Source organism: Saccharomonospora cyanea NA-134 (assembly GCF_000244975.1).
Taxonomy (GTDB): domain Bacteria; phylum Actinomycetota; class Actinomycetes; order Mycobacteriales; family Pseudonocardiaceae; genus Saccharomonospora; species Saccharomonospora cyanea.
Window position 1 is genome coordinate 2,431,943 of sequence record NZ_CM001440.1, and the last position, 24,482, is coordinate 2,456,424.

Annotated in this window: 28 protein-coding genes and 2 pseudogenes; 20 read left to right on the forward strand and 10 right to left on the reverse strand. The window is 69.7% G+C overall.

What is annotated here, in order from left to right; all coding sequences use genetic code 11:
• Positions 1–513: 513 nt before the first annotated feature.
• From ureG to SACCYDRAFT_RS11420, 4 genes and pseudogenes are all read right to left on the reverse strand, one after another.
• Positions 514–1,157 (reverse strand): annotated as a pseudogene (ureG, locus tag SACCYDRAFT_RS26855) (urease accessory protein UreG); the annotation flags it as partial.
• Positions 1,150–2,529: an urease accessory protein UreD gene (locus SACCYDRAFT_RS26860; protein ID WP_232283819.1), complete on the reverse strand. Its 1,380-nt coding sequence runs from the start codon at positions 2,527–2,529 to the stop codon at positions 1,150–1,152. The pseudogene ureG and the gene SACCYDRAFT_RS26860, both read right to left, overlap by 8 nt.
• 131 nt (positions 2,530–2,660) lie before the next feature.
• Positions 2,661–2,944 (reverse strand): annotated as a pseudogene (locus SACCYDRAFT_RS27320) (hypothetical protein); the annotation flags it as partial.
• A 76-nt stretch (positions 2,945–3,020) separates the two neighbouring features.
• Positions 3,021–4,493, reverse strand: a complete 1,473-nt coding sequence (locus SACCYDRAFT_RS11420; RefSeq protein ID WP_005456315.1) for an AAA-type ATPase lid domain-containing protein — start codon at positions 4,491–4,493, stop codon at positions 3,021–3,023.
• Between the two features lie 175 nt (positions 4,494–4,668).
• On the opposite strand from SACCYDRAFT_RS11420, the gene SACCYDRAFT_RS11425 reads away from it, so the two are divergent.
• The 7 genes from SACCYDRAFT_RS11425 to SACCYDRAFT_RS11455 all read left to right on the forward strand — a co-directional run bounded on the left by SACCYDRAFT_RS11425 (position 4,669) and on the right by SACCYDRAFT_RS11455 (position 9,498).
• A complete protein-coding gene (locus SACCYDRAFT_RS11425; protein WP_005456316.1) occupies positions 4,669–5,670 on the forward strand; it encodes an amidohydrolase family protein in 1,002 nt (333 codons plus the stop codon).
• Between the two features lies 1 nt (position 5,671).
• Positions 5,672–6,403, forward strand: coding sequence for a metal-sulfur cluster assembly factor (locus SACCYDRAFT_RS11430; RefSeq protein WP_005456317.1), 732 nt, complete (start codon positions 5,672–5,674; stop codon positions 6,401–6,403).
• Between the two features lie 13 nt (positions 6,404–6,416).
• Positions 6,417–7,442 carry an NAD(P)-dependent alcohol dehydrogenase gene (locus SACCYDRAFT_RS11435; protein ID WP_005456318.1) on the forward strand — a complete coding sequence of 342 codons (1,026 nt, stop codon included), beginning with the start codon at positions 6,417–6,419 and terminating at the stop codon, positions 7,440–7,442.
• A 16-nt stretch (positions 7,443–7,458) separates the two neighbouring features.
• Positions 7,459–7,788: a putative quinol monooxygenase gene (locus SACCYDRAFT_RS11440; RefSeq protein WP_005456319.1), complete on the forward strand. Its 330-nt coding sequence runs from the start codon at positions 7,459–7,461 to the stop codon at positions 7,786–7,788.
• A 43-nt stretch (positions 7,789–7,831) separates the two neighbouring features.
• A complete protein-coding gene (locus SACCYDRAFT_RS11445) occupies positions 7,832–8,623 on the forward strand; it encodes an acetoin reductase (protein WP_005456320.1) in 792 nt (263 codons plus the stop codon).
• A 78-nt stretch (positions 8,624–8,701) separates the two neighbouring features.
• Positions 8,702–9,007 (forward strand): ATP-dependent Clp protease adaptor ClpS, encoded by a 306-nt coding sequence (locus tag SACCYDRAFT_RS11450; RefSeq protein WP_005456321.1) that lies wholly within the window; start codon positions 8,702–8,704, stop codon positions 9,005–9,007.
• The gene (locus tag SACCYDRAFT_RS11455) at positions 9,004–9,498 is read left to right on the forward strand and encodes a hypothetical protein (RefSeq protein WP_005456322.1); all 495 of its coding nucleotides are present in this window, start codon (positions 9,004–9,006) and stop codon (positions 9,496–9,498) included. Before SACCYDRAFT_RS11450 ends, SACCYDRAFT_RS11455 begins: the two co-directional genes overlap by 4 nt.
• Positions 9,499–9,513: 15 nt before the next feature.
• Here the strand turns inward: SACCYDRAFT_RS11455 and SACCYDRAFT_RS11460 are convergent, their stop codons facing one another.
• Positions 9,514–10,740, reverse strand: a complete 1,227-nt coding sequence (locus tag SACCYDRAFT_RS11460) for a C39 family peptidase (RefSeq protein ID WP_005456324.1) — start codon at positions 10,738–10,740, stop codon at positions 9,514–9,516.
• 155 nt (positions 10,741–10,895) lie between these two features.
• On the opposite strand from SACCYDRAFT_RS11460, the gene htpG reads away from it, so the two are divergent.
• Positions 10,896–12,830 carry a molecular chaperone HtpG gene (htpG, locus tag SACCYDRAFT_RS11465; protein WP_005456326.1) on the forward strand — a complete coding sequence of 645 codons (1,935 nt, stop codon included), beginning with the start codon at positions 10,896–10,898 and terminating at the stop codon, positions 12,828–12,830.
• A gap of 101 nt (positions 12,831–12,931) precedes the next feature.
• Here htpG and pqqB read toward each other — a convergent pair whose 3' ends face one another.
• The 5 genes from pqqB to pqqA all read right to left on the reverse strand — a co-directional run bounded on the left by pqqB (position 12,932) and on the right by pqqA (position 16,051).
• Complete coding sequence (pqqB, locus tag SACCYDRAFT_RS11470) at positions 12,932–13,816, reverse strand: pyrroloquinoline quinone biosynthesis protein PqqB (RefSeq protein ID WP_005456328.1); 885 nt, start codon at positions 13,814–13,816, stop codon at positions 12,932–12,934.
• Positions 13,813–14,892, reverse strand: coding sequence for a pyrroloquinoline quinone biosynthesis protein PqqE (gene pqqE / locus SACCYDRAFT_RS11475; protein WP_005456329.1), 1,080 nt, complete (start codon positions 14,890–14,892; stop codon positions 13,813–13,815). The genes pqqB and pqqE overlap by 4 nt, the downstream gene beginning before the upstream one ends.
• Entirely contained in the window at positions 14,883–15,146 is a 264-nt protein-coding gene (pqqD, locus tag SACCYDRAFT_RS11480; protein ID WP_005456330.1) for a pyrroloquinoline quinone biosynthesis peptide chaperone PqqD, read from the reverse strand. Before pqqD ends, pqqE begins: the two co-directional genes overlap by 10 nt.
• 5 nt (positions 15,147–15,151) lie before the next feature.
• The gene (pqqC, locus tag SACCYDRAFT_RS11485; RefSeq protein WP_005456331.1) at positions 15,152–15,883 is read right to left on the reverse strand and encodes a pyrroloquinoline-quinone synthase PqqC; all 732 of its coding nucleotides are present in this window, start codon (positions 15,881–15,883) and stop codon (positions 15,152–15,154) included.
• 72 nt (positions 15,884–15,955) lie between these two features.
• Positions 15,956–16,051 (reverse strand): pyrroloquinoline quinone precursor peptide PqqA, encoded by a 96-nt coding sequence (gene pqqA / locus SACCYDRAFT_RS11490; RefSeq protein ID WP_005456332.1) that lies wholly within the window; start codon positions 16,049–16,051, stop codon positions 15,956–15,958.
• Between the two features lie 390 nt (positions 16,052–16,441).
• Between pqqA and SACCYDRAFT_RS11495 the strand changes: the two genes are divergently transcribed.
• The 12 genes from SACCYDRAFT_RS11495 (at position 16,442) to SACCYDRAFT_RS11545 (ending at position 24,437) form a co-directional block, all read left to right on the forward strand.
• Positions 16,442–16,915, forward strand: a complete 474-nt coding sequence (locus SACCYDRAFT_RS11495; protein WP_005456333.1) for a MarR family winged helix-turn-helix transcriptional regulator — start codon at positions 16,442–16,444, stop codon at positions 16,913–16,915.
• Positions 16,916–17,275: 360 nt separating this feature from the next.
• Entirely contained in the window at positions 17,276–17,992 is a 717-nt protein-coding gene (locus SACCYDRAFT_RS11500; RefSeq protein ID WP_005456334.1) for a TetR/AcrR family transcriptional regulator, read from the forward strand.
• 58 nt (positions 17,993–18,050) lie between these two features.
• A complete protein-coding gene (locus SACCYDRAFT_RS11505; protein ID WP_005456335.1) occupies positions 18,051–18,506 on the forward strand; it encodes a MarR family winged helix-turn-helix transcriptional regulator in 456 nt (151 codons plus the stop codon).
• A 171-nt stretch (positions 18,507–18,677) separates the two neighbouring features.
• On the forward strand, positions 18,678–19,187 hold the full coding sequence (locus tag SACCYDRAFT_RS11510; RefSeq protein WP_005456336.1) for a flavodoxin family protein: 510 nt from the start codon (positions 18,678–18,680) through the stop codon (positions 19,185–19,187).
• A gap of 48 nt (positions 19,188–19,235) precedes the next feature.
• Positions 19,236–19,595 carry an antibiotic biosynthesis monooxygenase family protein gene (locus SACCYDRAFT_RS25430; protein ID WP_052309096.1) on the forward strand — a complete coding sequence of 120 codons (360 nt, stop codon included), beginning with the start codon at positions 19,236–19,238 and terminating at the stop codon, positions 19,593–19,595.
• A 16-nt stretch (positions 19,596–19,611) separates the two neighbouring features.
• Positions 19,612–20,361 carry a SchA/CurD-like domain-containing protein gene (locus SACCYDRAFT_RS25435; RefSeq protein ID WP_083844746.1) on the forward strand — a complete coding sequence of 250 codons (750 nt, stop codon included), beginning with the start codon at positions 19,612–19,614 and terminating at the stop codon, positions 20,359–20,361.
• A gap of 14 nt (positions 20,362–20,375) precedes the next feature.
• Positions 20,376–20,840: a cupin domain-containing protein gene (locus SACCYDRAFT_RS11520; RefSeq protein WP_005456338.1), complete on the forward strand. Its 465-nt coding sequence runs from the start codon at positions 20,376–20,378 to the stop codon at positions 20,838–20,840.
• Entirely contained in the window at positions 20,837–22,105 is a 1,269-nt protein-coding gene (locus SACCYDRAFT_RS11525) for a beta-ketoacyl-[acyl-carrier-protein] synthase family protein (protein ID WP_005456341.1), read from the forward strand. The genes SACCYDRAFT_RS11520 and SACCYDRAFT_RS11525 overlap by 4 nt, the downstream gene beginning before the upstream one ends.
• The gene (locus SACCYDRAFT_RS11530) at positions 22,102–23,343 is read left to right on the forward strand and encodes a beta-ketoacyl synthase N-terminal-like domain-containing protein (RefSeq protein ID WP_005456342.1); all 1,242 of its coding nucleotides are present in this window, start codon (positions 22,102–22,104) and stop codon (positions 23,341–23,343) included. The genes SACCYDRAFT_RS11525 and SACCYDRAFT_RS11530 overlap by 4 nt, the downstream gene beginning before the upstream one ends.
• Positions 23,344–23,363: 20 nt before the next feature.
• Positions 23,364–23,618, forward strand: a complete 255-nt coding sequence (locus SACCYDRAFT_RS11535) for an acyl carrier protein (protein WP_005456343.1) — start codon at positions 23,364–23,366, stop codon at positions 23,616–23,618.
• A 1-nt stretch (position 23,619) separates the two neighbouring features.
• Positions 23,620–24,114, forward strand: a complete 495-nt coding sequence (locus tag SACCYDRAFT_RS11540; RefSeq protein ID WP_005456344.1) for an SRPBCC family protein — start codon at positions 23,620–23,622, stop codon at positions 24,112–24,114.
• The gene (locus tag SACCYDRAFT_RS11545; protein ID WP_005456345.1) at positions 24,111–24,437 is read left to right on the forward strand and encodes a TcmI family type II polyketide cyclase; all 327 of its coding nucleotides are present in this window, start codon (positions 24,111–24,113) and stop codon (positions 24,435–24,437) included. The genes SACCYDRAFT_RS11540 and SACCYDRAFT_RS11545 overlap by 4 nt, the downstream gene beginning before the upstream one ends.
• Positions 24,438–24,482: the final 45 nt, after the last annotated feature.

A 24,482-nucleotide genomic window follows, 5' to 3' on the forward strand; every position in this document is an offset into this window, starting at 1 on the left:
GTATTCGGGGCGGTGACGGGCTGCTTCTGTGATGGCACGCATTTCGCCTTCCACGCCAGCGAGAGCCTGTTCGGGCACCGGTGGCGCCGAGGCCGACCAGGGCGGCATGGTACGGGAAAGCCATGAGGACAACGCCACACGCGCCTCCGACGTAGAGGGCCGAGCACCCCAGCGGGCGCCGGGAGAGCACCGCCACGCTCGCCTGCCGCGTCTTCATCCGCGGTTACTCCAGTGCCGCCTGCACTTCGTCACGTACGAGGGCGCCGAGCTGGGCGGAGATGTTGCGCACCGAGTCACCGGACGACTTCTCCGTCACCGAATGTTCCTTCCGCCCCTCCCGGGGCCGCTGTCGCTGTACGGACTACCTGTGAACTGGTGACGACATGCGCGCGGTGACTCCTCTCGGTCCTGCCGGTGGCCTGCGTGTTGCCGTCAGTGGCTGTGGCTTCCGGCACCGTCGGCCGTGGTGTGGACGTGGGTGTGGGGGCCATGGGGCCGGGGTCGATCGGAGCGTGCTGTCCACTCCGGAACGCGGAGTGCAGAGCGCGGACCCGGGTGCAGAGATCCTCCACCGTGTTCCGGCGTTCCCGGGACAGGGGAAGTACCGGCGCGCCCGCTCTGGCAGCGGACGGCGTCGGCCACCATCCGTCCCACGCCGACCTCGACGTACGGTGCCAGGTCGATCTTGTTGATGACGAGTAGGTCCGCACGGGTGATGCCGGGGCCGCCCTTGCGGGCGACGTCGCCCCCGCCACGTCGAGAACGAAGATCTGCGCGTCGACCAGAGCCGGGCAGAACGTCGCGGTGAGGTTGTCGCCGCCGCTTTCCACCAGCACGATGTCGAGCGGCGCGAAGTCGTGTTCCAGGTCCTCCACGGCCAGCAGGTTCGTGCTGACGTCGTCGCGGATGGCGGTGTGGGGGCAGGCTCCGATCTCGATCGCTCGGATCCGTTCTGCGGGCAAGACTCCCGCGGAACGGAGGAAGCGGGCGTCCTCGTCGGTGTAGATGTCGTCGGTGAGGACTCCCAGGCGGAACTCGTCGGCGAGGTCGCGGCACAGGGTGGCGATCAGCGAACTCTTGCCCGTGCCGACCGGTCCCGCCACGCCCAGCCGCAGCGCTCGGACAGGTTCGTTCTTGGTCGTGTTGCTCTCAGGCATGGTAATTCTCCTTGCCCGGAGCCGGATGTGGCACGGCTGGTGTGGCGTTTTCGGACAGTCCACAGGTGAGCTGCCGCCGTAGCGAGAGGGCGTCATGGGCGAGCACGGTGAGCACGACGGCGGGTCCCGCCAACGGGAGCGCGGCGGCACCGGCTGGCTGGATCCGGGTACGGAGTCGCCGCTCGTCGAAGGCGGGATCGACGAGGAGGACGGAGCCGAGGGCGGTGTGGTCGCCGGCGACCGAGGGACTGTTCCAGGCGGGCGCCGCGGGACCGATGTGCGGGTCCTGGTGGTACAGCGGGCGGCCACCGAAGCGCACGCGGGTCCGTTGGCGCACGGTGCCCGGCTGCTCACCGTACCTGCCGAGGAGCAGTTCCTCGCGTAGAAGCAGGCGCGCACCCGGATCGAGGTCGACGCGGACGTCCGCGGACGTCATTGAGGTGATGGCAGTCGCGGGCGGCGATGAGGGATCGGCCAGCCGGACGAGGGTGGCGTCCTCGGCCACGTGGACGACGGTCGTCATCCGGGGCTGCTCGCCGTGAGGGCCCGTGGTCCACGGGTCGATTCCTTGGCCAGAGTGTGCCGCAGCGTCAGCGGAGGTTGGGAACGTAGCGTGGTGACCGCACTGCGCCCCGGTTTGCCGGGCGGGTGAAGGAGTTCCGTGGCGAGCAGTGCGTGTGCCCGCATCGCGGTGGAGCGGCAGGCTGCCGGGGTTGGAGCGTGTTCCCGACGCAAAGAGACGCACCTCGGTGCTCGCGTGCTGCTCGGCGGCGATCGTCGTCGTCCGCACGCGACTCTCGGCGAAGGCCAGCTCGGTCGGCACCTTCGGGTTGAGGTGGTGGGCGACGAGGACCATGTCCAGCTGCTCGTCGACCGTGTTGACCGTGAACGGCCGGATGGGTGTGGTCGATGAGGGCAGGACGTTGCGCTCACCCGCGATACGGATGATGTCCGGGGTGTGGCCGCCGCCGGCGCCTTCGGTGTGGTAGCTGTGGAAGGTCCGGCCACCAGCGGTCCGGATGAGATCCTCGACGAAGCCTGCCTCGTTGGGCGTGTCGCTGTGCACCGCGACCTGCACACCGGAGTCGTCGGCCACGGTGAGGGCGGCGTCGATCACCGCGGGAATGGCACCCCGGTCCTCGTGGCACTTGAACCCCGCCGCCTCGGCCCGGACCTGTTCGAGCAGTGCCTCCCGTGACACGGTGGTGCCTCGGCCGAGGAACGCCACGTTGACCGGCCACGGGTCGAAAGCCTCGAACATCCGTTCCAGCCACCACGCTCCCGGTGTGGCGAGCGTGGCCTGTGAACCGCTGGTGGGGCCGGCCCCCCGTCGACGAGCGTGGTGATGCCCGCCTCGAGCGCCACCCGGCACATGGCCGGGGACACCATGTGCACATGCGTGTCGACGGCACCGGGCGTCATGATCATCCCCGTGTCGCTGAGGAGTTCGGTCGACGGACCGACCACCAGGCCGGGGTGGACACCGGACATGATGCCGGGATTACCGGACTTGGCGACCGCGACGAAGCGGCCGTCGCGGACGCCGACGTCACCTTGACGATCCCCCGGTGGTCGAGCACGACGACGTTGGTGATGACCAGGTCGGGCGTTCCCTCACCGCGCGGGGTGTGCGACCGCCCCTGTGATGCGCGGCCGGACTTGCCGCCGCCGAAAACCGTCTCGGCGCCATCCGACTCCCCACACGGGCACGGACCGGTGGGGTGAGCACCACGTCGCCGCGCGAGGCCGTGGGAGTTCACCCCCGTGGGTGTGGCCGACGCGGCCACCTCACCGGTCCGCAGGCCGGGCCACCCGCCCGGGCGCAGGACGCCGTCTCCAGGCCCGTACCCGCGAGGTGCGGTCCTACGGACGCTGGGGCACCTTGATGTCGTACTGGGCGATCTTGCGGTAGATCGTCGCGCGGCTGATCCCCAACCGCGCGGCCGCCCGTGCCACGGTGGTGCCCGGTTCGGTCAGGCACCGCACGATCTCGTCGCGCTCCAGCGCCTGCAGGCGGCTCAACGGGCGTGAGGGACTCGCGAACACCTCGGCGGGCAGATGACGCACGTCGATGCAGGTGGCCCTGGCCGCTGCCCGGCGCATCACCTGCCGCAACTGCCGCACGTTGCCTGGCCACTCGTAGGTGCTCAGCGCCCGCGCCGCGGCGGGCGTGAAGTCGGTCTCCCTCCCCCAGTCGCGCCGCGCGAAATGACGGGCCAGCGGCAGCACGTCGTCCGGCCGGTCCCGGAGCGGTGGCGCCTCCACGACCATGTCGACCAACGGCCGCAGGTCGTCGGGGATCGCCTCGTGGTGCGCGGCGGTCACGACGAACGGCTGGAGCCTCCCGTCGGTCGTGCGGACCTCGCCGAACAACTGCGCGAGTTCCGTCGCCGCCCACGCCGGCAGGACGTCGACCCCCGAGACGATCACACAGGTGCTGTCCTTGCCGAGCTCGGGCGCCCACAGCGCCAGCCACGGCTCGACGTTGTCCGGAGCGGGTGGCCGTGCGCTCAGCAGGCGTTCCCGACGCAACTCGCGCCGGGCGAGGGAGACCAGGGCCGTCTTGCCCGAGCCGGGCTCACCCACCACCGCCACCACACCACCGCGTTCGAACGCGCCGCGGGCCTCGGCCACCGCCCGCCTCCATGGCACGGACAGCTCCGCGTACGCCGGGCGCACCTGTCGTGAATCGGCGTAGACCCGGAACACCTCGCCCCTCGGTGCGGGCCTCGATTGGCGGCCCATACCGCGCGCGAGCATGAGCGCCGAGGTGTTGCCCGCCGCCGCCTGTGCCAGCGCCAGAAGCAGTTCGGAGGACGAGTCGGACCACGTCGTGAGATTCACGGAACCCGCCACGTCGCCGCGTACGGGATCGAGAATCGGGGCGGCAGCGCAGGTATAGCCATGCAGCGCCGTGCAGTAGTGCTCGTCCGCCCGCACGAGCGACGGCGCGCGATCAGCCAGTGCCAGCCCCAGCCCGTTGGTGCCGGCATTGCGCTCGGCGAAGTAGAACCCCGGAGCGAGGTTCACGTCGTCGAGCGATCGGAGGATGGACTTGTCGTGGGACAACCTGCTCAGGACCAGCCCGTCACTGTCGGTGATCATAAGGCTGACCGGTTCGTTGGCCAGGGTGGTCTGGAGTCCGCGCAGCACCTCGTCACCGCACTCGTAGAGCAGCGATCCGGTGTCGACCGATCCCGTGAAGACCGGGTGCAGCTCGTCCACCGACAGTCCGTAGCGGGCGCTGCGGTGCCACGACGCCCGCAGTCGCGGTGGTAGCACCACACTCCTGCGAGTGCGCGTGTCCGTGGGCAGTGGACCGGCGTATGTTCCCATCGCGACCTCCACGAAGACGCCTCGTCGCGTCGATTCGCCTCACGGTAACCCCTGCACCGCGAACGCGGCGGTTTCCGCGTGTCTCAAAGTGAGACGCCCGAGAACTCCCCGATCACTCCGGCTTCTCCTAGCGTGCGTTCTCACCAGCTCACGGTCGCCAGCACGCGGAGGTGCCATGTACACCAAGGACGGCGAGCGCTACTTCATCGTCGACGCGCACATCGCACTTTGGGACGCCCGTCCCGAGAACCAGCGCAACATTCACGGCAAGCAGTTCATCGACTGCTTCTACGACTACCACCGGAACCTGAGTCCGGAGTCGGAGCGGTGGTCGTACGACGACGAGTTCCTGTACTACGGCGGCGAGCGGCTGATGAAGGACCTGTTCGAGGACGGCCACGTCGACCATGCCATCTTCCAGCCCGCCCATCTCGGCGAGTTCTACCGCACCGGGTTCGGACAGACGGAGGAGGCGTTCGCGCTCACCCAGCGGTACCCGGACAAACTGACCTACAATCACTTCTTCGACCCGCGGTTCGAGCAGGCCGGCCTCGACGCGCTGCGGCGCGACGCCGAGCGCTTCGGGCTCAAGGGCGTCAAGCTCTACACCGCCGAATGGCAGGGTGACTCGCGCGGGTACAAGATGGACGACCCCTGGACCTACCGCTATCTGGAACTCTGCCGGGAACTGGGCATCAGGAACATCCACATCCACAAGGGACCCACCATCCGGCCGCTCGACCGGGACGCCTTCGACGTCGCCGACGTGGACAAGGCGGCCACGGACTTCCCCGACCTGAACTTCGTGGTCGAGCACTGCGGCCTGCCGCGCCTGGAGGACTTCTGCTGGATCGCGACGCAGGAACCGAACGTGCACGCCGGCCTCGCCGTGGTGATCCCGTTCATCCACACACGCCCCCGCTACTTCGCGCAGATCATCGGCGAGTTGCTCTACTGGTTGGACGAGGACCGGATCCAGTTCTCCAGCGACTACGCCCTCTGGACGCCGAAGTGGCTGATCGAGCGGTTCGTCGACTTCCAGATTCCGGAGGACATGACGGAGTACCCACCGATCACGGTGGAGCAGAAGAAGAAGATCCTCGGGTTGAACGCGGCTGCCATGTACGACCTCGACGTGCCCGTCGAGCTCCGCCTGCCCGCGCCCGTGGCGGCCTGACATGAAGGCGGTCACTCTCGAACGCGCCGCGCGCTCGGCGCTGGACGAGGTCTACGACCCCGAGCTCGACGAACCCGTCACCGATCTCGGGTTCGTCCGTTCCGTGGAGGCGACGGAGGACGGTGTGGTCATCGTGCACCTGAGGTTGCCGACGTCGTTCTGTTCCCCGAACTTCGCCTACCTCATGGCGGCCGATGCGAAGGACGCCCTCCAGCGACTGGACTCCGTGCGGCGGGCCGTGGTCTTCCTCGACGACCACCACGACTCCGACCGCATCAACCGCGGCCTGGCCGCCGACGCGGGCTACCTCGGGACCTTCGGTCCGGAGGCCAGCGAGGGGCTGGAGGAACTGCGCCTGACGTTTCGCCGGAAGGCCCACACGGCAGCCATGGAGCGCGCGCTCACGGAACTGCTGCGGGGTGACCCGAGACTCACCGAGAACGACCTGCACGGCGTGGCCCTCGGTGACCTTCCCGAAGGACGAGCGCGTGACAGCCTGCTCCGTCGTCGGAAGGCACTGGGACTCGGTGTCGCACCGACAGCGCGTGTCCTCGTCGATGACACCGGGCAGTCCTATCCGAAACACGAGTTGCCCGTGCGGCTGCGGTACGCGCGTTCCGTGCGCATCTCGATCGACGGAAACGCGCACTTCTGCCGTGGCCTGCTCCGCACGCGTTACCCGGGCGCGGAGAGGGAGCAGACGCCACGGGCCGCAGAGTTCGACCCTCAGTGAAGGAGACACTCCCATGAAGGCTGTCCAGGTCGTCGGATACGGCGAGCCGCCACGACTGACCGACGTACCGGAACCGAAGATCACCTCGCCGTACGACGTGGTGGTGAAGCTCGGTGGGGCCGGTGTGTGCCGAACCGATCTGCACATCCTCGAGGGCCAGTGGGCCCGGAAGTCCGGCGTGACGCTGCCATACACGATCGGCCACGAGAACGCGGGCTGGGTGCACGCGGTGGGCAGCGCGGTCACCAACGTCGCAGAGGGCGACCCGGTGATCCTGCACCCGCTGGTCACGTGCGGTCTGTGCCGGGCCTGCCGCGCCGGTGACGATGTCCACTGTGAGCAGTCGTTGTTCCCGGGCATCGACACGGCTGGCGGATACGCCGAGTACGTGAAGACCTCGGCGCGCAGCGTGGTGACCCTCGATCCGGCCTTGCGGCCCGCGGACGTCGCGGCGTTGGCCGACGCCGGGTTGACCGCCTACCACGCGGCGGCCAAGGCCGCGCGCACGCTGCGGCCGGGCCACCGCTGCGTCGTGATCGGGGCGGGCGGGCTCGGGCACATCGGTATCCAGGTGCTGAAGGCGCTCACGGCCGCCGAGCTGATCGTGGTGGACCGCAACGAGGACGCGGTCGGCCTCGGTCGCGAGGTCGGGGCCGACCACGGTGTCGTCGCGGACGGCTCGCAGGTGGAGCACGTCCTCGATCTCACGGGCGGGCACGGCGCCGAGGTCGTCGTGGACTTCGTCGGCGAGGGCGGAGCGACCGCCGACGGGGTGCGCATGCTGCGGAGGGCCGGCGACTACCACGTGGTCGGCTACGGCGAGAACCTCGACGTGCCCACCATTGACATCATCGCCTCGGAGATCAACTTCATCGGCAACCTCGTCGGGTCGTACACCGATCTCTGCGAACTCATGGTGCTGGCCGCCCAGGGACACGTCCGGCTGCACACCGCCACCTACCCACTCGACAGGTTTCAGGACGCGCTGGACGACCTCGACACGGGCCGGGTCCGCGGTCGAGCGGTTCTCGTGCCGTGACGACGAAGGGAACCCGATGATTTTCATCACCGCGAAGTTCCGGGTGCTTCCCGAGTACGCCGACCGGTGGCCGGAGATCAGCGCGGACTTCACTCAGGCGACCCGCGCCGAGCCGGGCTGCCTGTGGTTCGACTGGTCGCGCAGCGTCGACGACCCCACGGAGTACGTCCTCGTGGAGGCCTTCCGCGACGAGGACGCCGGGGCGGCCCACGTGCAGTCGGAGCACTTCCGCACCGCGCAGCGCATGTTGCCTCCGCGCCTGGCCGAGACCCCTCGCATCGTCAACACCACCGTCGAGCAGGACGACTGGTCGGAACTCGGGGAGCTCGCCGTTCCCGAACGCTGACGTGTCCGCGGCAGCGCAACCCACCCCACGAAGGAGAACGGACATGACCACAGCAGGGCAGGCGCGCGTCGCGCTGGTGACGGGCGCGGCACGGGGTATCGGCAGGGCGATCGCGTTGCGCCTGGCCGAGGACGGTCTCGACGTCGCCGTCAACGACGTCGAGGCAGGCGAGGCGCGGCTTCACGAGGTGGCCGACGAGATCGCCGGACTGGGCAGGAGGTCGGCGGCCGTGGTCGCCGACGTGTCGGAGCCGCAGGCCGTGGAGTCGATGGTGGAGCGCGTGGTGAGCGAGTTGGGCCACCTCGACGTGATGGTGGCCAACGCGGGTATCGCGCACGTCAAACCGCTCCTGGAGGTTACGTCCGAGGAGTTCGACCACCTGATGGCGATCAATCTGCGCGGCGTGTACCTGTGCTACACCGCCGCGGCCCGGCAGATGATCGCCCAGGGTGGTGGCGGCAAGATCATCGGAGCGGCGTCGATCGTCGGCTACCGGCCGTTCCCGCTGCTCGGCCACTACTCGGCGTCGAAGTGGGCGGTCAGGGGACTGACGCAGGCCGCCGCGATGGAGTGGGCCCAGCACGGCATCACGGTGAACGCCTACTGTCCGGGCATCGTGGGCACCGCCATGTGGGACTACATCGACGAGAAGCTCGCCGAGAACGAGGGGCTGCGCAAGGGTGCGGCGATCAGCAAGTACTCGGAACTGATCCACCTCGGCCGGGTGTCGGTTCCGGAGGACGTGTCCAAGTTCGTGTCGTACCTGGCCTCGCCAGACTCCGATTACATGACAGGGCAGTCGGTGATGATCGACGGAGGTATCCAGTTTTCCTGACCGTCCCGGCACCACGCAGGCTCGCACGGCCCGGGGCGTCCGCGGCCGTGCGAGCAGTCGCCGGTGGCAGGGAAGGGCATGGGGTCCACGACTGTCGCTGGGGAGTTCGGCGACGAGGCACCGGGCTCGTGGCATGATGCGCTCGTGTCCACGAGTGAGTGGTTTGTCCGCATTCACAACGACGAGGTCACTTCGGCCCTCGTGGTGATGGACGTTCTGCACCGGCTCTGTGACCTCCCCTGGCCGGAGGCGATCGATATGACCCGGACGGTGCACTGGGGGCGGTGGGCCGACGTCGCCGCGCGCGCGAGCCGGGCACAGGCCGAGGAGCTCGCCGTTGCCCTGCAACGGTACGGCCTTCGTACGACGGTGTGGTGCCGATGACCGGTGACACCGCCTGGCACGACGTCACCCCGGACTACTTCGACGCCGTCGCCGTCGCTGGAGGAGTCGCGGTGCGGATGGGGACGAACGTCGCCGCGACCCTGCACCACCACGCCGACCGGCTCGTGCGGGTCCTCGAGGGCGAGGACGGTGACGAGCGAACTCTCGCGCACCTGTCGACGTCTATGCCGACCGGGCGGCGTCGGACGGGTTCCGGCTTCGGCACGCGGCCCGGCTGCGGGACAGCACGACGCCGCGGCGGGTACGCGACCAGCTCGCGGCCGCGCCCAACCACGTGTTGTCGCCGCCCGAGGTGCACGACTGGCTGGTCACCTTCGCTCTGGCCCGGTACGTGGACCCGCCCCCGCGCTCGTGGTGGCGGCGCACACGAGGCAGGCTGCGACCTCGCAGGCCGGTGGTTCGTCCACGTGCAGGACACCCTCGTCCTCGCGGCGAACCCCGAGCTCGCGCGGTACGACCTGAGGCTCTGAGCCGCCGGAGAAGGGTCAGGGGTGGATCACGTACACGATGCCACCCGGACCGCCCGCCACCCCGCCGTCAGCGGTGCGCCGCTGGGTGCGCTGCCACACGGTCTCGAACTGGTCGCGCCGGTAGACGTTGCGCACGCCTTCGTTGGTGTCGGACGCCGGGTCGTTGACGATGACGTCGCCCTCGGGCGTGAAGCCGACGACCACCATGAGGTGGCCGTCGGTGCCGTATCCCGCGCCGTCGAGTTCGCTCTCCAGGAAGGACACCGACGTGACGACGGGGACGCCCCTGGCGACGTAGCGTTCGAGTTCGGCCAGCGAGTGCAGGCGCGTGACGTGGCCGCGCAACCCGTAGTGAGCGGCGTAGGCCGTGTTGAACGGCCAGTTGCCCGTGCCTTCGTACGAGTAGTCGTACGTGTGGCGCGCGGCGTGGGCCACCGTCGGGTCCACGTAGTCGTCGGGCAACCACGACAGCTCCGAGTCCTCGGGGCCGCGTCCCCAGTACTCGACGACCATCTCGGTCGACGTGGGGCTGCACCAGTTCTGACCGCCTCCGCCGTACTCAGGGTAGTTGCCCGAGTGGAGGTTCTGCGCGTAGCGCGGAACGGGCAGCTCGATCCCCCTGGCCACTCCGGGCCTCGACGTGGGAACCGTGAATCGGTCGGGCACCGCCGACGTCATCGCGCCGACCGCGCGAACCCTCGGCGTGGCCGACGAGGACTCCTGGCGGTGCAGCGTCACCCGCAGCCGGTACGAACGGAACGACACGCCGTCGGCGGCAGCGAGCGTGTCCACGTACACGGCGGCGTGCTCGTCCCGCTGCCCGGCCACCGTGGTGCGCTCGATGTCGTCGTCGCCGAACGCCCACTTCCCCAGCACGTACCAGGCCGTGTGCTCGCCGGTGTCGGTGCGCGCGGCGGCCTCGATCGTCACCCAGGTACCGTCCGGCGTGGTGGCGTTCCAGGACGCGACGAGTTCGGTGGCGTCGAAGCCCTGCTCGTACCACGGCGACGTCCAGCGACCGTACTCCGAGCCGTCGCCGGCCCGTGTCGGCCGGGTGAGCCGGAGCCCGGTGCCGGTGGCCCGTACCCCGTCGGCCTCCCCGTGTCGGAACGCGGTCACACCCGACCACTCGTGATAGTCGATCTCCTCGTGGCCCGTGCTCGCCGCCGTGGCGGCGGGAGCGGTGAGCGTGGCCGCGACGGTGACGGCGGCGAGGGTGAACGAGAGCAGGCTCCTGCGCATGGCCGGTGATTTTCGTCATGCTCGCGCAAGGTGTAAACCGCTTTCCGGGTGAGCGGGGGACGCTGTTCCCGCTCCGGGCACGCGCGAGATACTGCCCGGTGAGGCCGCGTTCGTGGCCCCAGCCCGACCTTCGGTTTTCCCACGAGGAGACTTGAGTGACTGCTCAGATCGAGACGCACGAGTTCCAGGCGGAGGCCCGCCAGCTCCTGCAACTGATGGTCCACTCCATCTACTCGAACAAGGACATCTTCCTGCGTGAGCTCATCTCGAACGCCTCCGACGCGCTGGACAAGCTGCGCCTGGAGACGTTCCGCGACAAGAGTCTGGCCGGTGCCGACGGCATCGACATCGACGACCTGCACATCGACCTGGAGGTCGACCGGGCCGCGCGGACGCTCACCATCCGCGACAACGGCATCGGCATGTCGCGCGACGAGGTGGTCGGGCTCATCGGCACGATCGCGAAGTCGGGGACCGGTGAGCTGATCAAGAAACTGCGGGAGGCGAAGAACGCCGACAGCGCGGCCACCGGTGAACTCATCGGACAGTTCGGCGTCGGGTTCTACTCGGCGTTCATGGTCGCCGACACGGTCACGCTCGTGACGAGGAAGGCCGGGCAGACCGAGGTGACGCGCTGGGCGTCCGACGGCAGCGGCACCTACACGGTGGAGGCCGTCACCGACGAGACCGAGGTCGGCGTGGGCACCACGATCACCCTGCACCTCAAGCCCGAGGACGCGGAGGACCAGCTCCACGACTACACCTCCGAGTCCGTGCTGCGCGAGATCGTGCGGCGCTACTCCGACTTCGTCACCTGGCCGATCCGGTTGCGGACCGAGAAGACCGAGGACGGCAGGACCACGCACGAGTGGGAGACGCTCAACTCCCGCAAGGCCCTGTGGGCGCGGCCGAAGGACGAGGTCTCCGAGGAGGAGTACCGCGAGTTCTACAAGCACATCAGCCACGACTGGCTCGACCCGCTGCGGACCATCTCGGTGAAGGCCGAGGGGACGTTCGAATACCAGGCGCTGCTGTTCCTGCCGTCGCGCGCACCGATGGACCTGTACTACCGCGATGCCAAGCGCGGGGTGCAGCTCTACGTCAAGCGTGTCTTCATCATGGACAACTGCGAGGCGCTGGTCCCGGACTACCTGCGTTTCGTCAAGGGCGTGGTGGACGCCGCGGACCTCTCGCTCAACGTGTCGCGCGAGATCCTGCAGCAGGACCGCCACATCCGGCTCATGCGGCGGCGTCTGGTGAAGAAGGTCCTCGGTGCCGTCAAGGAGATGATGACCGACGACCGGGGCCGCTACGACACCTTCTGGCGGGAGTTCGGCCGCGTCGTCAAGGAGGGCCTCGTCGAGGACCCGGACAACCGCAAGGCCATCCTCGACATCGCGTCGTTCGCCTCCACCCACTCGGCCGACGAACTGACGACCTTGCGTGACTACGTGGACCGCGCGAAGGACGGCCAGGACCACATCTACTACCTGACCGGGGCCTCGCGGGCGGTGGTGGAGAACTCACCGCACATGGAGGCGTTCCGCGCGAAGGGACTGGAGGTGCTCGTCCTCACCGACCCCATCGACGAGTTCTGGGTCGAGCAGGTCGGCGAGTACGAGGGGAAGACGTTCACCTCGATCGCCAAGGGCCAGGTCGACCTCGGCGCCGACGGCGACGAGGAGACCGGCGCGGAGAAGAAGGTCGACGAGAGCAGCTTCGACGCGCTGCGGGAATGGCTGACGACCACGCTGGCCGACCAGGTCAAGGAGGTGCGGTTGTCGAACCGGCTCACCACCTCGCCCGCGTGTCTGGTCGGCGACACCTACGACATCCCGCCCGCGCTGGCGAGGATGTACCAGCAGGCCGGGCAGGACGTGCCGGTGGCCAAGCGCATCCTGGAGCTGAACCCGGAGCACGTGCTGGTGACCGGGCTCCGCGACGCCCATGCGGCGGGTGCCGAGGCCACCGCGCTGGCCGAGACGGCCGAGCTGCTGTACGGCATGGCGCTGCTGGCCGAGGGCAGTGAACTGCCCGACCCGCAGCGGTTCACCACGTTGCTGGCCAACCGCTTGGCCGGAGCGCTGTAGGCGGTGCGCCGGGCCCTGTGTCCACCCTGTCCCTCCGTGTTCTTCGAAGGCAGCGGGGCCGGGGCCCGGCCGTTCGGGAACTTCCATCCCTCCACCGTTCACTACAGCCGTAGTACCGTCCCGTCGGTCGCGATACCGGCGCCCGCCTCGACGATCGTCGCGACTTCCGCCGACGACGGGTCGAGGACCGGGTTCGTGTTGTTGACGTGTGTGTAGAGCCATCGCGTGCGGCCGGGCATCCGGCGGATGCGGGCGAGACTGCCGTTCGGGCCCGCGACGGGAAGGTGTCCCATGGCGCTCTGGGCGGGGGAGGGGACGTCGCCGTGCGTGGTCGTGGCCATTTCCTCCGGCTCGTGGAAGGAGCCGTCGAGCAGGACGTAGTCGGCTCCCGCGCAGAACTCGTCGAAGCCCTCCGGCCACTGCGCGAGACACGGCGCGTACACGAGTGCGCCGCCGGTGGCGGTGTCCGTGAAGCGGTAGGCCACCACCCACGGTCCCTCCGCGACGACGTCCGCCGCGTACTTCGGTCGTTTGTCACTCACGGCCAGGACGTCCACCCGCAGGTTGCCGAGGAGCACGCCGCCGTCCAGCGGCTCCCACTCCCACGGGCGATAGGAGTCGACGATCTTCCGCGCGGCCACGCTGCCCAGCACCGCCGCCGGAGCCCACACGCGCAGGCCTTCGGCCTCCTTCAACTGGAACAGTCCGAGCGTGTGGTCCAACTCGCCGTCGGTCAGGAACACGCCCCGCAGCGGTGTCTGCCGCGGCCCCGGCCCCGGGACCAGCGCTGGGCAGGCGGTGAGCTGGTGGCGGATGTCCGGGGAGGCGTTGACCAGGTACCACTCCGTGCCGTCGCCGCTGACCGCGAGGCAGTCCTGCGTGCGCGACACGGTGGTGCCCTCCCGGGCCGAGCAGCAGTTCGCGCAGGCGCAGTTCCACTGCGGTACTCCACCGCCGGCCGCGGTGCCCAGCACGACGACCCTCATACCCGCCCTCGCATGACGAACTCGCCCGGTGTGGCCGGTGCGTCGAGCAGCGCGTCGACGCGGTGCCGGTCGGGGGAGCGGTGGCACACGGGGTCCGTGGCGGCGGCGTCACCGGTGAGTGCGAACGCCTGGCAGCGGCAGCCCCCGAAGTCGATCGTCCGGCGCTCGCAGCTGCGGCAGGGTTCCCGCATCCAGCCCTCGCCCCGGTAGGCGGTGAACGCGGGCGAGCGGTACCAAATGTCGGCGAGTGGCGTGTCACGCACGTTGTCGAACTCCAGTGTCGTGATCGCCGAGGCCGCCGGACAGGGCAGTGCGGTGCCGTCGGGAGCGATCGTGAGCTGGTGCGCGCCCCAGCCGCCCATGCACGGTTTCGGGAACCTCTCGTAGTAGTCCGAGAGCACGTAGACGATCTCCATTCGGCCACGCAACCGCTCCGCCGCGTCCCGCACCACGGCCTCCGCCGCGGCGAGCTGCTCCCGGGTGGGGAGCAACGCGGGCTGGTTGAGCGCGGCCCAACCGTAGAACTGGGTGTTCGCCAGCTCGAGCCGGTCGGCCTCCATGCGCTCGGCCAGAGCGATGATCCCGGCCAGCTCGTCGTGGTTGGCACGGTGCAGCACCACGTTCACGCTGAGCGGCAGCCCCAGTTCACGGACGAGGCGCGCGGCGGCGAGTTTGTGGTCGTGGGCCTTCACCCCCGCGATCCGGTTGGCCAGGGCCGGAGTCGCGGCCTGCACCGACAGTTGCACGTGTGCGAGGCCACGGTCGACGAGGTCGGTGAGTCGCTCGCGGGTCAACCCGAGTCCGCTGGTGACGAGGTTGACGTAGCAGCCGAGCCCGGCTGCCGTGCTCACCAGTTCCGGCAGGTCGCGGCGCGTCAGCGGTTCCCCTCCGGACAGGTGCACCTGGAGCACCCCGAGGTCGCGGGCCTGACCGAACACCGACGTCCATTCGGCGGTGCCGAGCTCGGAATCCCGCGCGGTGAGTTCGACGGGGTTCGAGCAGTACGGGCAGCTCAGTGGACAGCGGTGGGTCAGTTCCGCCAGCAGGCCGATCGGTGGGTTCGCGGTCACGTCCACGCCACCACCCTGCGGTCGGCCAGCCGGTCGAGCACCGCGTGGACGTCTTCCGCGCGCACCCCCTCGTAACGCGAGCGCAGCGCCCCGACGATGCTGTCGACGTCGATGGTTCCGTCGCAGTGCCGCAGCACCGCGGCCGCGGTGTCGTTGAGCACGAGCACTCCCTCCGGGAACAGCACGACGTGGCGTTCCCGTGTCCGGTCGTAGGTCAGCCGTACGCCCCGCCGCAGCGTGGGCCGTGCCCGCGGGTCCACCGCGGCTACCTCCTCGCCGCGCTCTCGACGGCGTCCAGCAGCGCGTGCAGCACGTCGCACTTGAACGCGAGCGCCGCCACTGCGGCGTCCTGCTGCTCCTGTGTCACGCAGTGGCGCACGACGATGTCCAGTGTCTGCCTGCCCTCATCGCTGACGGCGTCGATGCGGTCGGTGAAGTAGGCCAGATCCTCGCGGCGGATCCACGGGTAGTGCGCGAGCATGTCACCGACACGCCGCCGCATGAGCGCGGGCGAGAACATCTCCGTCAACCCCGACGCGATCGCCTCCACCCAGGGGCGTGTCCTGGCGAAGGTCACGTAGGCGTCGACCGCGAAGCGGGCGCCGGGGGCCACGTGTCGCTCGTCGAGCACCTCCTCGCGTGAGAGCCCGACGGCTTCGCACAGGCGCAGCCACCGTGCGGTCCCGCCCTCGCCGTCGGTGCGTCCGTCGTGGTAGACGATGCGGTCGAGCCACAGACGGCGGATCTCGGGGACGGGACAGTTGCTGATGATCGCCGCGTCCTTCTGCGGCAGCATGCGCTGGTAGTACCAGCGGTTGGCCGCCCACAGCCGGAGTTCCTCGCGGGTGAGGTCGCCGTCGTGCAGGCGCCGGTGGAACGGGTGCGAACTCCAGTAGCGGTGCTCCAGCCCTCTCAGCGCGGTGACGAAGTCCTGCTCCGGCAGCGGGGGAGCGGGGTGGGTCGGAGCCGGGGCGGCGATCGTGGGGGAAGACGGCATGGCGGTCTCCGGGGTCGCGGGGTGGGGACGGTGGTGGGGAGGCCGCGGCGTGCCTCCCCACCGTCGTGGGCGTTACTCCATCCGACCGAAGTACGCCGTGACCTCCATGGGGGTGTCGTACTCCACGAAGTCGGGAGTCGTCCAGAGCTCCCTCTCGGTGTCCTGCATGGTGTGCCTCCCTCGCGCTGCACGGCTGAGATAGCGCTTTCACGCTAATTGATCACGTGGTGGCACACCAGGTGCGGAGCCGGAGATAGCCCACCTGGCCCAGCGATGCGGCCGATGCCACGGACCTGCGGATCGCGGCGAATCCGGTGATTAGTCACTATGGACGATCTGGGCAAGTCCGCGTGCCCCGAAGGGGGCACGCGGACTTGACGTCCACCCACGCCGCGCCGAAGCTGTTGCCCGACGGTTCGGGAGGCGCGGTGACTGATCACGAGGCCGGGCGGCCGCTGGTACGGCGGTGCCGCGGGAACCGGTGCCTGCGCCGGTCCGCCCGTCGTCGGCGGGCGGCGAACGTCCCGGGCCGTTCGGCCGGCGCGGTCGGGAGGACCCGTGGAGCGGGATAGGGCCGCGCCCCTGCCGTACGGCCGGTGCACGCCCGCGCACGACCGTGGCGGCAACTGTCTCACCGAGACCGCGCTGTACTGGCTCGTCCTGCTGGCCCGCCAGCGTCGCACCGAGCTGGCGCGAGACCTCGCGGCCCTCGGGATGTACAGCGGCCAGGAGCAGGTGCTGCTCCAGCAGTGGGACGACCGGGGCTTCACGCAGTCGGAGCTGGCCGATCGCGTGCAGGCCGCGCCGGCGACGATCACCAGGATGCTCCAGCGCATGGAACGTGCGGGATTCGTCCAGCGGGAGCGCAGGCCGGGAGAACGGGGCAGCCGGGTGTTCCTCACCGACCACGGCTGGATGGCGCGCGCGACGGTGGAGGCGCTCTGGCTGCGGGCGGAGGAGCGGCTCGTGGCGAACCTGAGCGGATCGGAGTACGCGTCGTTGCGGTCGCTGCTCGCGAAGCTGGGCGATTGACGAACGACCCAGCGTGAACGAGATTCACCTCCGAGGACCCTCGGCTTCATTAGCTGGCTAAGTAAGTGGTCTCGACCGGAGTTATACTTGTTTGTCGTCTTCGGGTTTCTCATGACTCCGGGACTTCGGAAGCGTGTGAATGCAGATATCTGTTTCACGTTTCCCTGGTTCGGTCGCGGTTTTTCCGCCGACGGTTTTCGCAACAGGGCAAGGGGGACGCAAAGAATGGTCTCGACGAGATGTCTTGCCGTGCTGGGGACGGAGGCGAGGGCGGGACGGTCGTGCCTGCGCGGGCACCCCGGTGGACCTGGGGCCACGGTGGGCGGTGGTACGCGGCGACGCATCCACGAGGTGGTCTGAATGGATCCGCAACCGTTCCCGCCGCGCCCGCAATCCTCGGTCGCCCCGCACCCGGCCCGGCCCACCGCCGTGAAGAGACCCGCCTCGGATGCCTTCGAGGCCGTGCCACCGCGCCACCGGCGCCCGCCGGGGCGGCCCCGTAGCGAATGGGCGAGTCGCGCGATCCTTCGCGCCGCGCTGGAGCTGCTGCAGGAAGGGGTCTCCGTCGACGCGCTCTCCGTGGAAGCCGTCGCCGCGAAGGCGGGTGTCGGCAAGGCGACGCTCTACCGGCGCTGGCCGAACAAGGAGGCGGTACTGCTCGATGCGCTGGAGTCGCTTGCCGAGCCGCCGGTCCGGGTCGCCGGCCTCGGCGTGCGCCGGGACCTGACGGCACTGGTGGAGGAACTCTGCCGGTGGGCTGCGGAGTCGCGGTCGGCGCGATTGCTGCCGCGCCTGATGGGCGTGCCCGAACTCCACGGGCACTACCTGCGGCTGGTGGTCGAGCCGCGCGTCGCGGCCATCCGCGAGGTGCTCGGCCGTGGTGACCGTCGCGGGGAGCTCACGGCGGACAGCGACGTCGAGACGCTGGTGACGATGATCGTCGGCTCGGTGCTCTCCCGTGTCGTGCTGGGAGAGGAGGAACCGGAGAGCTGCCACGGCGAGCGGGCCGCCCGCATCGTCGGTCATGTCCTCGCCGGACACGTCGTGGGTGAGCGAGTACTCGATGGGCCCGCCTGACCTCCCGGGCCGACCGTATCGATCATGAGCGTCCACACGCGGCTGCTTGATCAGTAGCATGCTGGACGTGCGCCAACGAACGGACGGGTTCCTTTCCCGTATCAACCTCGTCTCCCGGCGATTGCGCAGTGAGGCGCAGCGGCGACTGGTGCGGCACGGGGTGCATTCCGGACAGGAGTTCATTCTCGGTTGTCTGTGGGAACGCGATGGGCTGACTCCGGGTGAGATAGCGGCGCGGATCTCCGTCGAGGCTCCCACGGTGACCCGTGCGGTACGGCGCATGACCGACGCGGGGCTCGTGCGGGTGGAGGCCGACCGGGAGGATGGTCGTCGGGTGCGGGTGTGGTTGACGCGCAAGGGAGACGCGCTGCGGCGCGCCGTCCCGGAGGTCACCCGAGCTCTGGAGGCCGACGCGCTGACATTGCTGTCCGAGGACGAGCGGATTCAGTTGCTCGACATGCTCGACCGCATCGACCGGGCTCTGGCCTCGCGGCCGGACCGCGGCGAAATCTGATTCTCGCCGAGATTATTCCGGCGGCGGCGAGATCGATACGGATCGATTCCGTATTCTTTTTTTGTGAATCGTTCCCGTTTCGTTCGAATATTCGTGTCCACCGTTTTCCGTATTGACTCCTGAAACGTTCGTGCGCGAGTCTGAAAAGGAAATAGCGGCGAGGGGATCACGATGGCTCGTGTGGCAATCATTTTTTCCGGAGCGGGTGACATCGTCGAGTCCACGGTGGCGGCGGTGCACGCCGGTGCGCTCGCCGCGGGAGCCGACACCAGGCTGCGCAGGTTGCCAGAGAAGGACACAGCACCGCTGGACGAGACGCTCGAAGCCCTGGTGTGGGCGGACGGGGTCGTCCTGGGCGCGGCGGTTCGCGGCGGTTCGGTCACCGAACCCGTCCGGAGACTGGTCGGCACCGCGGCGCGGCTGCGTACGCGGGTACGTCTCGAGGGCAAGGTCGTCTCCGGCTTCACCGTCGTGGACGGCAGCGATGCCGGCCCGGTGCACTCGCCGGAGCTCTACCAGAGCTTGTTCTCGTGGGGGTGTCTGCTCGTGGTGAGCGCGGGTGGTGCGGGGAAGGCCGACGTGCCGACCCCGGACGCGGCCGAGCAGCTCGGCCGTCGGGTCGCCGAGGTCGCCGCTTCCGTGCGGACACCACCGGGCCTCCCGCTCCGCCGGGCGAGCTGAGCGTGGCCATCCGTCCACAGTGTCCCGAATCCGACCGAAGGGGAGCACATGACCGACCGGGCCGGGTACCGCGTGCTGTTCCTGCTCACCCTGAAACCGGGAGCAGAGAAGGAGTTCCTCGAAGCCTACGAGGCCGTGCGCTGGGCCGTGGCGAGCGTTCCCGGACACCTGGGCGATCAGGTGTGTCAGTCCACGGAAACCCCTGACGACTGGCTGATCACCAGCCAGTGGCGCAGTGCCGAGGATTTCCTGGCCTGGGAGAGCACGCCGGAACACCGCGAGCTGGCGGCACCCATGATGGCGGCCGTCGCGCAGCGGCGATCCCTGCGCTACGTCGTACGGCGCGAGACCGTCCGCGAGGCACCCGGAGCCGGCTTTCGGGAAAGTCACCCAACCGGGCCGCGCTGACACGGAGGGAAGATCGATGGAACGACATGCTCTGACGTTCCCGGTGCTACCGGGAAGCGAGGACCAGGTGCGCCGGGTACTAGCCGGCTACCCGCGGCCGGAGACCGAGATCGGCGGTGGTTGCCGACTGCTCGCGACGTCGGTGTTCCTGTGGGAGAACCACGTCGTGCGGGTGATCGACGTGGAGGGTCCGCTGCCGGTGGTGATGCGGCACCTGGCGAGTGATCCGGCGATTCGGAAGACCGAGGAGCAGCTCAACCCGCTGCTGGTCCGTCCTCGTGACTTCAGCGATCCGGAGTCCGTGAGCTGGTTCTTCCGCCGCGCCATGATGACGCGGGTGGTGCACCAGGAGGCCAGGCCGTACCGGCCCGGATCGGGTGCGGGCCGCACGCGTGTAGCCCTGCGCTACCCCGTCCGGCCCGGCAGGGGTGACGCGGCGGCGCAGATGTTCGAGTGGGGACAGTCCCTGCCGCTGGGCACCGCCCTGCGTACCGGCCTGGTGGGTACGACCGTGTTCCGCCACGGGGACCTCGTGATCCGGGTCCTCGACGTGGAGGGTGATCCCGACGAGGCGATCGACCGCCTCGGCCCGGCCGTCCTCGGGGGCCCCACCGCGAAGGCACTGACCGAGCTGCTGGAACCGGGTTGGAACCTCTCCACGGCCACCGGCCGCGCGAGGTTCCTCGCCGAGCAACGTCTGACGTTGGTGACCCACCGCGAGGCGGGTGACGCCGCGGAAGGCGCCGAGTTTCCGTCGTCGAGCTGATTGTGGGAGGCATCATGGTGGACACGGTCGAGGAGGGCCCCGCCGGCGTGCACGAACGCCCGGCCGACCGCCCGCTGTTTCGCGTTCACGAGTCGGACATCGCCGCGGACCGCCGCCGAGGTGGTGAGATCCGCACACTGCTCAGCCCGCGCAACGCGGGTTCGGTGTCCGGGTTCCTGGGGGTGGCACGGCTGGAGCCGGGGGAGCGCATCGCCGAGCACTACCACCCGTACTCGGAGGAGTTCCTGTACGTGGCGGACGGCGAGTTGACGGTCGACCTCGACGGTGAGCCGTGGAACCTCGGTCGTGGGTCGGCGCTCCTCGTTCCTCCGGGTACCCGGCACCGGCTGCGCAACGTGGGGTCCGAACCCGCTCGCGTGGTCTTCCAACTCGGTCCTCTCGCGCCGCGTCCCGAACTCGGACATGTGGACACCGAGGCGCCCGCCACGTCGGGTGTCGACACCGGAGGTGGCAGATGACACGCCGGGTCGCCGTCACCGGCCTCGGTGTCGTGGCGCCGGGTGGGATCGGGGTGAAGGCCTTCTGGGACCTGCTCACCTCCGGCGCCACGGCGACGCGGGGCATCACGCTGTTCGACCCGCAGGGTTTCCGGTCGCGGATCGCGGCGGAATGCGACTTCGACCCGATCGGCGAGGGCCTCACCTCCGCCGAGGTCGCCCGACTCGACCGGCACGTGCAGTTCGCGCTCGTGGCGGCACGCGAGGCGGTGGACGACTCCGGGCTCGAACTCGGCCCGGTGAACCCGTGGCGGATCGGGGTGAGCATGGGAACGGCCGTCGGCTCGACGATCCGGCTGGAGGAGGGGTACGTCCAGGTGTCCGGCGGCGGAGCGGAGTGGCTCGTCGATCCAGGCCGTGCCGACCCGTTCCTGTACCAGGCACTGGTACCCAGCACCCTCGCCGCGGAGGTCGCCGACGCCCACGGAGTGCGGGGGCCGGTGCGCACCATCTCGACTGGGTGCACGTCGGGGCTCGACGCCGTCGGCTACGGCGCGATGGCGATCGAGGAGGGCGCCGCGGACGTGGTCATCGCGGGTGCGTCGGACGCACCGATCTCCCCGATCACGGTCGCCTGTTTCGACGCGATCAAGGCCACCAGCACCCGCAACGACGAGCCGGAGGCGGCGAGCCGGCCGTTCGACGCACTGCGCGACGGTTTCGTGCTCGGCGAGGGTGCGGCGGTCCTCGTGCTGGAGGACCTGGAGCGGGCCCGCCGGCGGGGTGCTCGGGTGTACTGCGAGGTCGCCGGGTTCGCGACCTTCGGCAACGCCCACCACATGACCGGGCTGACCACCGAGGGCATCGAGATGGCCAGGGCGATCACGACGGCGTTGCGGGCGGCGAAGGCGGCACCCGACGAGGTGGGCTACGTCAACGCGCACGGGTCGAGCACGAAGCAGAACGACCGGCACGAGACCGCGGCGGTGAAGCGGGGTCTGGGCGAGCACGCGTACCGGACGCCCATGAGCTCGATCAAGTCGATGATCGGGCACTCCCTCGGCGCGATCGGCAGCCTCGAACTCGTCGCGTGCGTGCTCGCGATCGACACCAGTGTCGTGCCGCCCACGGCGAACTACGAGCACCGCGACCCGGAGTGCGACCTGGACTACGTGCCGCGTGAGGCCCGCGAGCAGGGCGTCGACCTGGTGCTGAGCGTGGGCAGTGGGTTCGGGGGGTTCCAGTCGGCCGTGGTGCTGGACGCGGCGGGAAGGAGAGCGCGGTGACCGATGTGGTCATCACTGGACTCGGGGTGGTGGCTCCCACCGGTTCGAACACCGGCGACTTCTGGTGGTCCACCCTGGAGGGTGCGAGTGGTGTCGGGCGCATCAGCCGGTTCGACCCGAGCCGTTATCCCGTCCGGTACGCGGGGGAGGTCACCGGGTTCGATCCCTCACTCACCCTCGACCCGCGCATCGTGGTGCAGACGGACCTGTGGACGCAGTTCGCGCTGGAGGCCACCCGGCAGGCACTGGAGTCCGCCTCGCTCGACCCGCGAGCCTGCGACAGCTTCGACATCGGCGTCACCACGTCGGCCGGCTCCGGCGGCAACGCGTTCGGGCAGCGGGAGATCGAGGCGCTGTGGGCGCACGGGCCACGCCACGTCGGTCCGTACCAGTCCATCGCGTGGTTCTACGCCGCTTCCACCGGTCAGATCTCGATCGGTAACACGATGCGCGGCCCGTGTGCGGTGGTGAGCAGCGAGTCCGCTGGCGGGTTGGACGCCGTGGCTCACGGCCGCCGGGCCGTGCGGCGGGGCTGCCGCGTGCAGGTCTGCGGCGGCACGGAGGCCCCGGTGAGTCCGTACGCGCTCACCTGCCAGTTGCGCTCCGGCCTGCTCAGCGAGCGCGACTCCCCGGCGGCGTACCGGCCGTTCTCCCACGATGCCTCGGGTTACGTGCCCGGCGAGGGCGGTGCGGTGGTGGTGCTGGAGGACGCGGTACACGCCCGCGACCGGGGCGCGCGTGCGCTCTCGGTGGTGGCCGGGCACGCGGCGACCTTCACCGGATCGCAGTGGGCGGTGAACGACCGCGACTACTGGCGGCGCGCCACCGAGGCTCTCGCGGCCGCGATCCGGCTCGCGCTCGCGGACGCGCACGTTTCGCCCGAGGACATCGACGTCGTGTTCGCCGACGGCATGGCGGTGCCTTCGGCCGACCACACCGAGATCGCCGCCCTGCGGCGTGTCTTCGGACCCGCGTTCGACCGGGTTCCGGTGACGGCGCCCTCGGCGGGACTCGGCCGCGCGTACTCGGCGGCGGGCGCGTTCGCCGTGGCCGCCGCGACCCTGGCGCTGCGTGACGGCGTGGTCCCGCCGACTCCGGGGCTGGCCGGGGACGACGTCGCCGTGGCCGCCGACGTGGTCACCGGAACGCCCCGGCGAGGACCGTTGCGGCACGCGCTGGTGCTCGCGAGGGGCTTCGGTGGTTTCAGCTCCGCACTCGTACTCGCAGCGAGTGCGTAATCCGACGAACGGAGGACAACATGAGTGGTCCGGTCATCACGATGGAGGAACTCGGCGAGCTGCTGTCGTCGAGCAGTGGGGTGCGCGTCGACACGGCCGAGTTGACCGCGGCGACGACGTTCGACGACCTCGGTCTCGACTCGCTCGCACTCCTCGGCGTGATCACGGCGATCGAACGCAACCGCGGCGTGGCCCTCCCCGCCGAGGCGCAGGAGACGCGTTCGGTGCGGGAGTTCCTCACCATCCTCAACGACACCCTGCGGGAGGCGGCCTGACATGCCGGGACACACGGAGAACCAGGTCATCGTCCACGCGCCGATGGACCTCGTCTGGGACCGGACCAACGACGTCGCCGACTGGCCGAACCTGTTCACGGAGTACTCGAAGGCCGAGGTGCTGGAGGACACGGGTGACCGCGTCAGGTTCCGGCTGACCATGTTCCCCGACGAGCAGGGGCGGGTCTGGTCGTGGGTGTCCGAACGCGAACTCGATCCCGCGAACCGCACGGTCGTGGCGCGCAGGGTCGAGACCGGGCCGTTCGAGTACATGCGTATCCGCTGGACCTATCACGAGGTCGAAGGCGGTGTGCTCATGCGGTGGACCCAGGACTTCGCCATGAAACCGGACGCCCCGGTCGACGACGCGGCCATGACCGAGCGCATCAACGCCAACACGCCGATCCAGATGAACGCCATCAAACGGGTACTGGAGGCGGAAGCCGCCGCGCTCCCCGCGCCCGGCTCCGGAACACCGGCGTCGGAGGCACCATGAGCCGGACGTTGATCGTCGCGAGGATGGCCGAGGCCGACAGTGAGAAGGTCGCGGCGTTGTTCGCCGACTCGGACGCGGGCTCCCTGCCGCACCGGGTCGGCGTCCGCGCCCGGACCCTGTTCCGCTACCACGGCCTGTACTTCCACCTGATCGAATCGGACCACGACGTCGACCACAGGATCGAGAGCGTGCGCGGTGACCGTGACTTCCGCGAGCTCAGCGCCGCCCTGGACCCCTACATCCGGCCCTACGATCCGGACACGTGGCGTTCGCCCGCCGACGCGATGGCCACGGTGTTCTACCAGTGGCGGCGTGACGACTGACGCCGGTCGGCACGAGACCGCACCCGGTCCCGTGCCGTGCCGGTT

Coding starts and splice junctions, on each gene's coding strand:
- SACCYDRAFT_RS11420 (WP_005456315.1), bottom strand. CDS start 4,493: ATGGGAACATACGCCGGTCCACTGCCCACGGACACGCGCACTCGCAGG.
- SACCYDRAFT_RS11425 (WP_005456316.1), top strand. CDS start 4,669: ATGTACACCAAGGACGGCGAGCGCTACTTCATCGTCGACGCGCACATC.
- SACCYDRAFT_RS11430 (WP_005456317.1), top strand. CDS start 5,672: ATGAAGGCGGTCACTCTCGAACGCGCCGCGCGCTCGGCGCTGGACGAG.
- SACCYDRAFT_RS11435 (WP_005456318.1), top strand. CDS start 6,417: ATGAAGGCTGTCCAGGTCGTCGGATACGGCGAGCCGCCACGACTGACC.
- SACCYDRAFT_RS11440 (WP_005456319.1), top strand. CDS start 7,459: ATGATTTTCATCACCGCGAAGTTCCGGGTGCTTCCCGAGTACGCCGAC.
- SACCYDRAFT_RS11445 (WP_005456320.1), top strand. CDS start 7,832: ATGACCACAGCAGGGCAGGCGCGCGTCGCGCTGGTGACGGGCGCGGCA.
- SACCYDRAFT_RS11450 (WP_005456321.1), top strand. CDS start 8,702: ATGGGGTCCACGACTGTCGCTGGGGAGTTCGGCGACGAGGCACCGGGC.
- SACCYDRAFT_RS11455 (WP_005456322.1), top strand. CDS start 9,004: ATGACCGGTGACACCGCCTGGCACGACGTCACCCCGGACTACTTCGAC.
- SACCYDRAFT_RS11460 (WP_005456324.1), bottom strand. CDS start 10,740: ATGCGCAGGAGCCTGCTCTCGTTCACCCTCGCCGCCGTCACCGTCGCG.
- pqqB (WP_005456328.1), bottom strand. CDS start 13,816: ATGAGGGTCGTCGTGCTGGGCACCGCGGCCGGCGGTGGAGTACCGCAG.
- pqqC (WP_005456331.1), bottom strand. CDS start 15,883: ATGCCGTCTTCCCCCACGATCGCCGCCCCGGCTCCGACCCACCCCGCT.
- pqqA (WP_005456332.1), bottom strand. CDS start 16,051: ATGCAGGACACCGAGAGGGAGCTCTGGACGACTCCCGACTTCGTGGAG.
- SACCYDRAFT_RS11500 (WP_005456334.1), top strand. CDS start 17,276: ATGGATCCGCAACCGTTCCCGCCGCGCCCGCAATCCTCGGTCGCCCCG.
- SACCYDRAFT_RS11505 (WP_005456335.1), top strand. CDS start 18,051: ATGCTGGACGTGCGCCAACGAACGGACGGGTTCCTTTCCCGTATCAAC.
- SACCYDRAFT_RS11510 (WP_005456336.1), top strand. CDS start 18,678: ATGGCTCGTGTGGCAATCATTTTTTCCGGAGCGGGTGACATCGTCGAG.
- SACCYDRAFT_RS25430 (WP_052309096.1), top strand. CDS start 19,236: ATGACCGACCGGGCCGGGTACCGCGTGCTGTTCCTGCTCACCCTGAAA.
- SACCYDRAFT_RS25435 (WP_083844746.1), top strand. CDS start 19,612: ATGGAACGACATGCTCTGACGTTCCCGGTGCTACCGGGAAGCGAGGAC.
- SACCYDRAFT_RS11520 (WP_005456338.1), top strand. CDS start 20,376: ATGGTGGACACGGTCGAGGAGGGCCCCGCCGGCGTGCACGAACGCCCG.
- SACCYDRAFT_RS11525 (WP_005456341.1), top strand. CDS start 20,837: ATGACACGCCGGGTCGCCGTCACCGGCCTCGGTGTCGTGGCGCCGGGT.
- SACCYDRAFT_RS11535 (WP_005456343.1), top strand. CDS start 23,364: ATGAGTGGTCCGGTCATCACGATGGAGGAACTCGGCGAGCTGCTGTCG.
- SACCYDRAFT_RS11540 (WP_005456344.1), top strand. CDS start 23,620: ATGCCGGGACACACGGAGAACCAGGTCATCGTCCACGCGCCGATGGAC.
- SACCYDRAFT_RS11545 (WP_005456345.1), top strand. CDS start 24,111: ATGAGCCGGACGTTGATCGTCGCGAGGATGGCCGAGGCCGACAGTGAG.